Here is a 13,346-nt window from a genome sequence, read left to right on the forward strand (position 1 = left end):
GAGATATTTGTAAAAACATATGTTTGTAATTGATGATTCTCATTGTTTTGCTGTTTTTGTTGGTTATTTTTTAATTTGAGGCTAAAAACGTATTTTTGTGAAGCTTTAAAATTAACACAATATATTATAGAACATTTAGCTTTTAATATTGATAGATTTCTATTCTAAAGATATTAATAAGTCGTTTTATAATTATAAAAAATAAACCTTTTATGAATACATACTTAGATTATCTTAAGGAGATTGAAGAAAGAAAAGAGCAAGGATTGCATCCTAAGCCAATAGATGGAAGTGAATTATTATCAAATATCATCTCACAAATTAAAGATGTAAATAATGAGCACCGCGAAGAGTCTCTTAACTTTTTTATCTATAATGTTTTACCAGGTACAACAAGTGCAGCTGGTGTAAAAGCTAAATTTTTAAAAGAAATTATCTTAGGAGAAGAAGTAGTAGCAGAAATTTCACCTGCATTTGCTTTCGAGCAATTATCGCATATGAAAGGTGGACCTTCTGTAGAAGTGTTGTTAGATTTAGCGTTAGGTAATGATGCTGCAATTGCTGAAGAAGCTGCTAAAGTATTAAAAACACAAGTTTTCTTATACGAAGCAGATACAGCTCGTTTAGAAGAAGCATATAAAGCAGGGAATGCTATAGCTAAAGAATTAATCGAGAGCTATGCGCAAGCAGATTTTTTTACGAAGTTACCAGAAATAGATGAAGAAATTGAAATTGTAACGTTTGTTGCAGGTGTTGGAGATATTTCTACGGATTTATTATCTCCTGGAGCAGATGCACATTCGAGATCAGATCGTGAGTTACATGGGCAATGTATGTTTGAGCATAATAAAGATATGCAAAATGAGTTATTAGCACTAAAAGCACAACACCCAAATAAGCGTGTGATGTTAGTTGCTGAAAAAGGAACTATGGGAGTTGGTTCATCTAGAATGTCAGGTGTAAACAATGTTGCGTTATGGACAGGGATTCAAGCAAGTGAGTATGTGCCTTTTATTAATATAGCACCAGTAATTGCTGGTACTAACGGAATTGCACCTATCTTCTTAACTACGGTTGGTGTAACTGGAGGAATTGGTTTAGATCTTAAAAACTGGGTAAAACAAAAGGACGCTGAAGGAAATACAATTGTTGATGAAGAAGGAGATGCAGTTTTAAAAGAAGAGTATTCTGTTGCTACGGGAACTGTACTTACTATAAATACAAAAGAGAAGAAATTATATAACGGAGACACTTTCTTAAAAGATGTTTCAGCTGCATTCACTCCTCAAAAAATGGAGTTTATGAAAGCAGGTGGTTCTTATGCGGTAGTTTTCGGTAAAAAATTACAAACCTTTGCTTGTAAAACTTTAGGAATAGAGGTACCTCAGGTTTACGCAGCTTCAAAAGAAATTTCAATTGAAGGACAAGGGTTAACGGCGGTTGAAAAAATCTTCAATAAAAACGCAGTAGGAACTACTCCAGGAAAAACACTACATGCAGGATCTAATGTTAGAGTAGAAGTAAACATTGTAGGTTCTCAAGACACTACTGGTTTAATGACTTCTCAAGAATTAGAGATGATGGCTGCTACAGTTATATCTCCAATTGTTGATACAGGTTATCAATCAGGATGTCATACAGCTTCTGTTTGGGATGATAAGTCTAAAGCTAACATTCCAAGATTAATGAAGTTTATGAATGATTTCGGATTAGTTACTGCACGTCATCCTGAAGGGAAGTACCATGCAATGACAGATGTAATTCATAAAGTATTAAATGATATTGCAGTTGATGATTGGGATGTAATTATTGGAGGTGATTCTCATACGCGTATGGCAAAAGGAGTTGCTTTTGGAGCAGATTCAGGAACAGTTGCTTTAGCTTTAGCTACAGGAGAGGCTACTATGCCAATTCCAGAGTCTGTTAAAGTTACTTTTAAAGGAGAGATGAAGCCATATATGGATTTCCGTGATGTGGTTCATGCAACACAAGAGCAAATGTTAACTCAATTTGAAGGAGAGAATGTTTTCCAAGGAAAAATTATCGAGGTACATATTGGTACTTTAACTTCAGATCAAGCATTTACATTTACAGATTGGACTGCTGAAATGAAAGCAAAAGCATCTATCTGTATTTCTGAAGAAGAAACATTAATTGAATCATTAGAAATCTCTAGAGATCGTATTCAAATTATGATTGATAAAGGGATGGATAATCCAAAACAAGATCTTAAAGGATTAGTAGATAAGGCTAACAATAGAATTCAAGAATTAAAAACAGGTACTAAGCCAGCTTTAAAGCCAGATGCGGATGCTAAGTATTATGCTGAAGTTGTTATCGATTTAGATAAAATTGTTGAGCCAATGATTGCGGATCCAGATGTAAATAATGAAGATGTATCTAAGCGTTATACGCATGATAATATTCAACCATTATCTTTTTACGGAGGAACTAAAAAAGTAGATTTAGGTTTCGTAGGTTCTTGTATGGTACATAAAGGAGATATGCAGATTTTGGCACAAATGCTTAAAAATTTAGAGGCTCAAAAAGGAGAAGTAGAATTTAAAGCTCCTTTAGTTGTTGCGCCACCTACGTACAATATCGTTGATGAATTAAAAGCAGAAGGTGACTGGGAAGTATTAGAAAAATACGCAGGATTTGTATTTGATGATAACGCTCCAAAAGCAGTTGCAAGAACTAAGTATGACAACAAATTATATTTAGAACGTCCAGGTTGTAGTTTATGTATGGGTAACCAAGAAAAAGCAGAACCAGGAGATACGGTAATGGCAACATCAACACGTTTATTCCAAGGTAGGGTAGTAAGAGACACTGATGCTAAAAAAGGAGAATCATTATTATCTTCTACACCAGTTGTTGTATTATCTTGCATATTAGGAAGAACTCCTACTATGGAAGAGTATGAAGCTGCAGTAGAAGGTATTGTATTAACCAAGTTTAAGCCTTCTCAAAAACAATTAGTAATGTAATGTCACTTTGAGCGCAGTCGAAAAGTCTTTAGATTCGTAGTTTTTAATTAGGTTTCGACTAGACTCAATTTAGACATCAACATATATAAAGTCCGAGTTTTAACTCGGACTTTTTTTATTGTAAATAGAAAGGAAACAAAATTATTTTTGTTTAATTAGCTATCAATGAAATAGAAAATAAAAAAGTATAGAAAAATGAATTTAAATATCATTGAGGATTATAAATTATTAAAGGGTGGTCTAGATATAAAAATTTTAGAAAAATTAATTTATAGACTTGTCAATCTATTTTATATATATAATATTTCGTGGTTAGAGGGTATTAAGTCATTGAATGATTTAATTTATCTAAAGAAGCATGATAGTTCGAAATTATCAAGCGAAATAGGGAAACTTATATTAAGTTGGATAGAAGCAAAATATGATGAAGAATTGTTAAGTAATTTTACAGGAAGTTCATTTCCTGTGAAAAAAGAATTAAAGGACACAGCTAAATTAATAAACCTAACATTAGATACTATACGTAATATTAGCGAAAATACAGATGTTCTCCCGTTTTTGAATTTAAAGCTAGAAGAATCGTCAAATGAGCATATAAAACATAAATTAAGTATTCTTATTGAAAGAATTGAAAATTTTAAGGTTTTAGAACAAAATATCAGTGATAAAATTTTAGATAAAATTTTATTAAAATCTGATGAGTATTTTGAAGAAGAGTATAATGAAAAGCGATTAAATTTTTTGTTTTGCGGACTTCGAGAAACTATTCAAGAGCATACCTTATGCTATACTATAGGATGGTGTAAAAAATCAGACAAATATGCCTATAAATCGGGATGGGTAGGTGCAGGGCCACTTATGATTTCTAAAACGTTTGATAAGTTTGAAATAATGGGATCATCTCCTATGGTTGATTGGCTTTATCTTTTTGAGTTAGATGTTCAAAATTTAGAAGAGTATTTTTATATGGAAATACCTTTTGAAAAGAGAAACCTACTAAAATTAAAATCGGTAATAAAATGTTCTACTGAAGAACTATTAGGAAAGGTTAATGAAAAGGGGAAAATAATTTATACCCAATCTAAAAAATGGTGTGATCATTATCCAGATTTTCAATACATGGCAGATGAATTAATTGAAAAAGGCATCAATTGTATTATAGAAATTAGAATACGAGAAAAATAATTAAGAATTTTCTTTCTTTCGATGATACTCTAATAGTATTGATTAATGTAATAGCTTAAATAATATCAATAAGTCAGATACTTGTATTTGTTTTAATTATAACTGAAGAAAACGGATTTCACCTTTTTTTGCTAACTTTAGGCGTGTAACAAAAACTAAACAACAAATGGCATTTGATATTGAAATGATTAAGGCGGTTTATAGTAAGTTTGAGGAGCGAGTAAATGCTGCAAAAAAACTTACAGGTAAACCATTAACACTAGCAGAGAAAATTTTATATACTCATCTTTGGGATGGAAATCCAAGTACAGCTTTTATAAGAGGAAAAGATTATGTTGATTTTGCTCCAGATCGTATTGCTTGTCAAGATGCAACAGCACAAATGGCATTGTTACAATTTATGCAAGCAGGTAAGAATAAAGTGGCTGTACCAACTACGGTACATTGCGATCATTTAATTCAAGCTAAAGTAGGAGCAGCCAAAGATTTACAAACAGCATTAAATAATAGTAACGAAGTATTCAACTTTTTAGAATCAGTTTCTGATAAATATGGAATTGGATTTTGGAAACCAGGAGCAGGAATTATTCATCAAGTAGTATTAGAAAATTATGCATTTCCAGGAGGTATGATGATTGGTACCGATTCTCACACAGTAAATGCTGGAGGATTAGGAATGGTGGCTATTGGTGTTGGAGGAGCTGATGCTGTAGATGTTATGGCTGGTATGCCTTGGGAATTAAAATTTCCGAAATTAATCGGAGTAAAGCTAACTGGAAAATTATCTGGTTGGACAGCTCCCAAAGATGTTATTTTAAAAGTGGCTGGTATTGTTTCTGCTAAAGGAGGAACAGGTGCTATTGTAGAATATTTTGGTCCAGGAGCAATTTCAATGTCATGTACAGGAAAAGGAACTATTTGTAACATGGGAGCTGAAATAGGAGCCACGACTTCTACTTTTGGTTACGATAAATCTATGGAGCGTTATTTACGTGCTACCGATAGAAACGATGTTGCAGATGAAGCTAATAAAATAAAAGAACATTTAACAGGTGATGCTGAAGTGTATACTAATCCAGAAAAATATTTCGATCAAGTTATTGAAATTAACTTATCAGAATTAGGACCATTATTAAATGGTCCTTTTACACCAGACTTATCTACACAAGTAGGTGAAGAAATGACAGCAAGAGCTGAAACTAACGATTGGCCATTACAAGTAGAATGGGGGTTGATTGGTTCTTGTACTAATTCGTCATACGAAGATTTATCAAGAGCTTCATCAGTAGCGCAACAAGCGTTAGATAAAGGGTTAAAAACTAAAGCTGAATTCGGAATTAACCCAGGTTCAGAGCAAGTACGCTATACTGCTGAAAGAGATGGTATTTTAGAAGTTTTCGAAAAACTAGATGCAAAGATATTTACGAATGCTTGTGGACCATGTATTGGTCAATGGGGGCGTTATGAAGATCCTAAGAATGCACCTAAGAACTCCATTGTGCATTCATTCAATAGAAATTTTGCAAAACGTGCTGATGGAAACCCAAATACGCATGCATTTGTTGCATCGCCAGAATTAACAGCCGCAATTGCAATAGCAGGTCGTTTAGATTTTAATCCGTTAACAGATTCTTTAATTAATGAAAATGGAGAAGAAGTGATGTTAGATGAACCAACTGGTTGGGAATTACCACCTAAAGGTTTTGAGGTTGATGATAACGGTTATATAGAACCAATGGAAGATGGCAGCGGAGTAGTTGTAAGTGTAGACCCTAAATCTGAACGTTTAGAATTGTTAACTCCTTTTAAACCATTAGGAAATGATTTAAAAGGAATAAAGCTATTGATAAAAGCATATGGTAAATGTACAACAGATCATATTTCTATGGCAGGACCTTGGTTACGTTATCGAGGGCATTTAGACAATATTTCTAATAATATGTTAATAGGTGCGGTAAATGCATATAATATGAAAACTAATTTTGTGAAAAGTCAGTTAACAGAAGAGTATGACGCCGTTCCAAAAACAGCTCGAGCGTATAAATCAGCTGGTATTAATACAATAGTAGTTGGCGATCATAATTACGGTGAAGGTTCTTCTCGTGAGCATGCAGCTATGGAACCACGTCATTTAGGAGTTGCTGCTGTTTTAGTAAAATCATTTGCACGTATTCATGAAACAAATTTGAAAAAACAAGGAATGCTTGGGTTAACTTTTGCGAATGAAGCTGATTATGACTTAATACAAGAAGACGATACTTTTAATTTCTTAGATTTAAATGAGTTTGCTCCAGGTAAACCTTTAACTATTGAGGTTGTTCATGCAGATGGTTCTAAAGATACTATTATAGCGAACCATACGTATAACCAAGGACAAATAGAATGGTATAATGAGGGTGCTGCTTTAAATTTAATAAAAAAACAAAACGCTTAGACTAAGTATTCTTAGTTAAGAAATGAATAAGACTTCAGGTAATTTACTTGAAGTCTTTTTTATTTTATATATAGAAATAACTTCTGTAAGTTTACTGTCATTATTCGACATATGTTATATTAATAAAATAACAATTTAAAAAATGAAAAAACTAACTTTACTAATAGCTATTACTGCAGTTTTTACAGCTTGTAAAAAGGAAGTGAAAAAAGAAATTGACCAAAAAGAACCAACAGTTGAAAAATATCCAAAAGCTTTATTAGAAGTGTTTGATAAGCATGGTAGTATAGCTAATTGGGATAAAATGAAAACTTTGTCTTATAGTATAGATAAAGAAGAACATACTACAGATTTACATTCTCGAAGAGCGGTGATTAATTCACCTAAATATTCATATGGTTTTGACGGACAAAACACTTGGGTTTCTGATACAACTAAATTTAAAAAAGACCCTAAGTTTTACTATAATTTGTATTTTTATTTTTACGCGATGCCATTTGTATTAGCTGATGATGGAATAACATATTCAGAAATTGAACCATTAGAGTTTGAAGGAAAAAAATATCCTGGGTATAAGATTTCTTACGAAGCAAATATTGGAAACTCGTCGGATGATAATTATTTTATCTATTTTGACCCTGCAACAAAAGAAATGAGATGGTTAGGATATACTGTTACTTATTTTAGTAAAAAACCATCAGATAAGTTTAATGTTATTAGATATAATGATTGGGAAAATGTTAACGGTTTATTATTGCCAAAATCTATAACTTGGTATCAGAAAGATGACAAAGGTAATCCAACAGAACCAGCTGGAGATCCTACTGAGTTTAAATTACCGTTATTAAGTCAAGCTTCATTAGCTGACAGCTTTTATGAAAAACCAAACCAATAAATGAATCAACAAAAATATACTTGGAAAAAAGAGTACACCTTAGTACTGTTTGCTAATTTACTTTATATAATAGCGTTTTACATTATTACAAATTTATATACTGGTTAATATGCAAGCATTAGATTGGATTGTACTTTCGTTAACATTATTGTTTATTGTTTTATACGGAGCGTGGAAAACACGAGGAAGCAAAAATGTAGAAGAGTATATTAAAGGAGGAAATGATAGTAAATGGTGGACAATTGGGTTGTCGGTAATGGCAACCCAAGCGAGCGCCATTACTTTTTTATCAACCCCAGGACAAGCTTTTCATAGCGGAATGGGCTTTGTTCAGTTCTATTTCGGATTGCCAATAGCCATGGTTATTATCTGTTTAGTATTCATTCCTATTTATCATAGATTAAAAGTATATACCGCTTATGAGTATTTAGAAGGTCGTTTTGATCAGAAAACAAGAACCTTAACCGCAATTCTATTTTTAATACAAAGAGGTTTAGCAGCAGGAATCACAATTTTTGCACCAGCTATTATTTTATCAGCTGTATTAGGTTGGGATTTAATTATGCTAAATGTTATCATTGGTGTTTTAGTAATTATTTACACAGTATCTGGAGGAACCAAAGCTGTAAGTGTTACTCAAAAGCAGCAAATGGCGGTGATTTTTGCAGGTATGTTTGTAGCTTTTTATTTAATACTACAATATTTACCAGACGGAATAACGTTTACCAAAGCTTTAGAAATTGCTGGAGCTTCTGATAAAATGCAGGTTTTAGATTTTTCTTGGGATTTAAATAATCGTTATACGGTTTGGACAGGTATTTTAGGAGGAACTTTTTTAATGTTGTCTTATTTCGGAACAGATCAAAGTCAAGTGCAACGATACTTGTCAGGAAAATCATTAAGAGAAAGTCAGTTAGGATTAATATTTAATGGACTTTTAAAAGTACCGATGCAGTTTTTTATATTGCTAGTAGGAGTTATGGTTTTTGTATTTTATCAATTTAATACTTCACCATTAAATTTTAATCCAAAAGCACAAGAAGCAGTTGTTAGTTCTCAATATGCTTCAGAATATAAAAGCTTAGAAGCACAGCATCAACAAATAGAAAATAAAAAGAAGGATTTAATTTTCGAAGGCTTAAATGTTGAAAATAAAAAGCAGTTACAAGAGTTAAATGAGCAAGATAAATCATTAAAAGAACAAGCTAAAGCGGTTATTACTAAAGCTGATGTTCAAGTAGAAACTAATGATAAGGACTATGTTTTTATCCACTTTATATTACACAATTTACCAAAAGGTTTAATTGGTTTATTATTGGCGGTAATTTTATCGGCAGCGATGTCATCTACAGCTTCAGAATTAAATGCGTTAGCGAGTACTACAGCAATCGATTTATACAAACGTAATGTATCTAAAGAATATTCTGATGCGCATTATGTAAAAATGTCAAAATGGTTCACTTTAGGATGGGGAGTATTAGCGATACTAGTAGCTTGTTTTGCCAATTTATTTGATAATTTAATTCAGTTGGTAAATATTATTGGGTCCATTTTTTATGGGAATGTGTTAGGTATTTTCTTATTAGCTTTCTTTTTTAAGTTTGTAAAAGGAAATGCAGTATTTATTGCAGCAATTATCACTCAGCTTCTTATTATTGGAGTTTGGTATTTAGATTGGTTACCTTATTTGTGGTTAAATGCTTTAGGTTGTGGATTGGTAATGGGAATAGCAATGATTATTCAGTCATTGAATTTAAAAAATAATTATGATAGCCACCCGATCAGCTAGATTAGAAGATTTACCAATTCTTTTAGACTTTGAACAAGGAGTAATAAATTTCGAGCGACCTTTCGATCCTACTTTAAAAGAAGAGAAAATATCGTATTATGATATTAAAGTAATGATTTTATCTGATGAGGTAGAAGTAATTGTTGCTGTAGAAAATAACGAGGTTATAGGTTCGGGATATGCAAGAATAGAAGAAGTAAAACCATATTTAAAGCATTCAAAACATGCCTATTTAGGTTTTATGTTTGTAAAGCCCTCGCACAGAGGAAGAGGAGTTAATAAATTGGTAATAGAGGCTCTATATTCATGGATAAAATCTAAAGGTATTACCGAGGTTCGATTAGATGTGTATGCTGATAATCCTGGAGCTATTAAAGCTTATGAAAAAGTAGGGTTTAAAAGTCTTTTAATTAATATGCGAAAGAGTTTAAAATAAAAAATTTATTCTAGTTCTAACTTATTTAGATGATTAGCAACATAAACTCCCATACTAAAACACGCTTGTAATAAATAGCCACCAGTAGGCGCATTCCAATCTAGCATTTCACCAATACAAAAACTATTTTTAAGTTTATGAAATTCAAAATTTTCAGAAACTTCATTTAAGTTAATACCTCCAGTTGTTGAGATAGCTTCATCTATATCTGCGGCAGAAAGAATGGTTAAAGGTAAAGCTTTAATTTTTTCTGAGAGGATGTTTTTATTAGTGTATTCTTCTTTAGTTAAAAATGTTCTTAAAAGATCTATTTGAGGTGGACTTAATTTCAATACTTTTTTAAGAATATCAGTTGGTTTTTGTTGTGATTTATTTACTTTTTTAGAAACCTCTTCTTGAGTAAACATTGGTTTTAAATCTAAGTAAATAGAAGCCGTTTTGTTATTAGACAGTTGAGGTTGTATTTCTGAACTTAATGCATAAATAGCATTTCCTTCTAATCCAAATTTGGTGATTACCAATTCTCCTTTTTGGGTTTTTGTTCCACAGGATAGGGCAATGTTTTTTAAAGGTTTTCCTTCGTTTCTATCAATAAAATCTTTCTTCCAATTTATTTCATATGCGCAATTAGCAGGAAGAAAAGGAAGTGTTTTTATTCCTTTATTATTAAAAGTATTTAACCAAGCACCATCAGAACCTGTAATTTTCCAACTAGTACCTCCCATACAGAAAATTGTATAATCAGGGTTTACTCTTTTACTGTTTTCAAAAATAAATTCATAATCATTTTCCCAGCCTTTCCATTCGTGGTTATATTCAAATTGAATGTTTTTATCGATTAATACTTGCTTTATCTTGTTAAGAACTTCAATAGGTTTATTTCCTTTTTCAGGATAAACTCTATTACTACTTCCAATAAAAGTTGATAAACCGATTTTATCAAGCCAATTTCTTAAATCTTCATTTGAGAAGTTTAGTAATGCTTTTTTTAGAAAATAGTCTGGAGTATATCTAGAAATCATATTCTCTATAGATTCTCCATGAGTTAGATTAAATCCTCCATCACCAGCGACTAAAAATTTTCTACCTAACGATTTCTTTTTTTCGTAAATCGTAATATCAAATTTTGTTGAATCTAAAAAGGCTGCTGCAAAGAGAGCAGCAGGACCTCCACCAATAATAGCAATTGATTTATTCATAAAACAAAATTAGTATTTGTTTTTTTAAGATGTCTTACAAACAAGAAAAATCCCAAAACTTAAGTTTTGGGATTTTATAAAAAATGTTTGTTAATTTTATTTTTTCATAATAGAAGAAGTCATTACGTCTCCGTTTTCGTAAGTTACTTTTAATAAATAAACACCTGAATTTCCTTTTATGTTAATTGAATTGTAGCGATTCTTAGAGATTGTTCCTCTTTTTACTATTTGTCCTAACATATTAGTAATTGTATAGCTTCCTTTAAAAGATTTCGTATTAATGATATTTACTAAACCTTGAGTGGGATTAGGATATACATTAACATTCGTATCAATAAGATCATTTTCTTCCTCATTATTATTAACACCTCTGGCTGCAGAAGCATTTACATAAAATGTTTTACTGGTTCCGCTATAAGAATTAATACTTCCGTTCCAACCGTTTTTCCATTTACCATTATGCACAATTCTATAATAACCACTTTCTACATCAGAAGTAATTTTAAATTGAATGATGATTTTTGATGCTGAAACACCATCTCTATTCCAAATCATTTTAGTGTTAGTATCTCTATCCTGGAATTTGGTTAACCATGAGTTCCCAACTTTTTTCTGTACAGTAAAATAAGTACTATTTGTTTTTGGATCGTTATTAGGGTGCGCTCCCCAAAAAGTAACTTCGGCAGTCGCACCAGTATTATAAGAACTATTGGTGTTTGAATGAACGCTACCAAAACTTTTAAACCAAGGTTTATCATCAAAAAGAATATTTACAGTTTTATCTCCGCCTATATATGATTTTTGAGGTGGAGTAGGAGCTGCATTTGGCCAAGGGTTTACATTAGGATTTACTAATTTATTAGCTAATCTTTCAAATTCTTGACGGTAAGCAGCTAATGTCCAAGGTCCGAATTGTGTACTTGCACCTTCATATTGTTGAGAAGCATATTCTTCACGTGTAGTAACGTATCCACAATAAGCATCTGAATATCCAGCTAAAACTGTGTGTGTTATGCCGGTATTAGTATTTTCAGCAACCGTAGCTCTAACTCTTCTACCAGACATTACAGTAAATTCGGCAGGAGCAGCTAAAACTCCTAACTGACCAATTTTTAAAATACTTGTAGGTAGTATTTTGGGTGTTTGTGGATCATTATCATTTGAACCAACATAGAATAATGGATCAATAGGTTTTTCCATATGACATTGATCAATTGCTGGACCAGAATTAGGGTCAGATCTTGTTTCACCTTCTCTTCCAATTCCACTTCTACCATCTTCTGCACCCGCTCTAAATGAGATTCCCAAAGCGGCTTTACATGTATGACGGATAACTCCATCAGTAAATTTTGAAGCAATTTCTATATTAGAAAAATCACTATATCTAGATACGGCTTTTACAGAACCAATTAATTGTTGGGTTGCGCTGTTATATAATTGAATAGCTTTGTTGTATTGACGATCTCCAATAATTTCCATACTTTCTTCTTCATTGTTTCCTGGTCCTGTGGCATCAGATGTATAATCGTTTGCAGCTGGTTGATTTAAGTTAGGAGACATATCTCCAGGGTTTGTATTAGCAAAAGCAGCTACAAAAGTAAAATCGCTCTCTCCGTAAGAAGATTGTTTCATGCGTTCAAATTTTAAAGAAGCATACCCTTTACTATCACCACTTGCATATTTATATTTTTTTGTTAAGCTTGTAGGGTGTACTCCAAACCAAGAAATCATACCTACTTCAGTATTTCCTTGTATAAATTTTAAGACGGTCATTTCATCATCAATATTTGTATAATCGTTAGCATCACTATTTAAGTTGTATGCCACTAAAGAACGATTGATACTTGCATTGGTTAATGATCCAGTATTATAGTAAATTCTTCCAGGAGTCAAATTTTCATGCGCTTTTTTTATTGCTTCGAAAATTCCGTTTACTAAAATATCAAAGTTTGTTTTGTAAAATCCACCTGTAGATGTATTGTATAATCCGTAATGAGAATATCCACCAGGAGAAACATGTGTATGTGTAGCACTAATAACAACGTTGGTGTCTGTGTAAGTACTTCCGTATTGGTTATTCAATTTTTCAAGCACAGCAAGGTTTACTGATTGAAACGTTGCTCCTTTGTCTATAGAAACAAATACTACAGGATTTCCGTTAGGTTCTTTTATAATATATGCTCTTGCATATTGTCGATCTTTAATTCCACCGTTTTTAAAAAAAGGATCACCATAGCCAAAGAAGGCACTTTCTGCTATTTGGCCTGTAATATCAGAGATTCCAACTCCAATATCATAATTGTTGTTTTGAGCTGTAATAATTTGTAATAGAAAAAATAAAAATACAATTAAGAAGGGTTTTTTAGTATTACTCATAAATTAGTTTGACTTGGTTAATTATCTACTAATTTAAGGTTA

General features: G+C 32.0%; 8 protein-coding genes. 6 read left to right on the forward strand and 2 right to left on the reverse strand.

Going from position 1 to position 13,346, the window contains the following annotated elements:
- Positions 1-212: 212 nt before the first annotated feature.
- The 6 genes from H3Z83_RS11000 to H3Z83_RS11025 all read left to right on the forward strand — a co-directional run bounded on the left by H3Z83_RS11000 (position 213) and on the right by H3Z83_RS11025 (position 9,729).
- Positions 213-2,990, forward strand: a complete 2,778-nt coding sequence (locus tag H3Z83_RS11000; protein WP_182125545.1) for a bifunctional aconitate hydratase 2/2-methylisocitrate dehydratase — start codon at positions 213-215, stop codon at positions 2,988-2,990.
- 195 nt (positions 2,991-3,185) lie between these two features.
- On the forward strand, positions 3,186-4,175 hold the full coding sequence (locus H3Z83_RS11005; protein WP_182125546.1) for a hypothetical protein: 990 nt from the start codon (positions 3,186-3,188) through the stop codon (positions 4,173-4,175).
- A gap of 166 nt (positions 4,176-4,341) precedes the next feature.
- Positions 4,342-6,609, forward strand: coding sequence for an aconitate hydratase (locus H3Z83_RS11010; protein WP_182125547.1), 2,268 nt, complete (start codon positions 4,342-4,344; stop codon positions 6,607-6,609).
- Between the two features lie 142 nt (positions 6,610-6,751).
- The gene (locus tag H3Z83_RS11015; protein WP_182125548.1) at positions 6,752-7,504 is read left to right on the forward strand and encodes a DUF6503 family protein; all 753 of its coding nucleotides are present in this window, start codon (positions 6,752-6,754) and stop codon (positions 7,502-7,504) included.
- A 109-nt stretch (positions 7,505-7,613) separates the two neighbouring features.
- Complete coding sequence (locus H3Z83_RS11020) at positions 7,614-9,293, forward strand: sodium:solute symporter (protein ID WP_182125549.1); 1,680 nt, start codon at positions 7,614-7,616, stop codon at positions 9,291-9,293.
- Complete coding sequence (locus H3Z83_RS11025) at positions 9,271-9,729, forward strand: GNAT family N-acetyltransferase (protein ID WP_182125550.1); 459 nt, start codon at positions 9,271-9,273, stop codon at positions 9,727-9,729. Before H3Z83_RS11020 ends, H3Z83_RS11025 begins: the two co-directional genes overlap by 23 nt.
- 5 nt (positions 9,730-9,734) lie before the next feature.
- Here the strand turns inward: H3Z83_RS11025 and H3Z83_RS11030 are convergent, their stop codons facing one another.
- Positions 9,735-10,928, reverse strand: coding sequence for a BaiN/RdsA family NAD(P)/FAD-dependent oxidoreductase (locus tag H3Z83_RS11030; protein WP_182125551.1), 1,194 nt, complete (start codon positions 10,926-10,928; stop codon positions 9,735-9,737).
- 96 nt (positions 10,929-11,024) lie between these two features.
- Positions 11,025-13,304, reverse strand: coding sequence for a neutral/alkaline non-lysosomal ceramidase N-terminal domain-containing protein (locus tag H3Z83_RS11035; protein WP_182125552.1), 2,280 nt, complete (start codon positions 13,302-13,304; stop codon positions 11,025-11,027).
- Positions 13,305-13,346 lie beyond the last annotated feature (42 nt).

Origin of the sequence: Tenacibaculum pelagium (assembly GCF_014062345.1) — a bacterium.
GTDB classification, from domain to species: domain Bacteria; phylum Bacteroidota; class Bacteroidia; order Flavobacteriales; family Flavobacteriaceae; genus Polaribacter; species Polaribacter pelagius.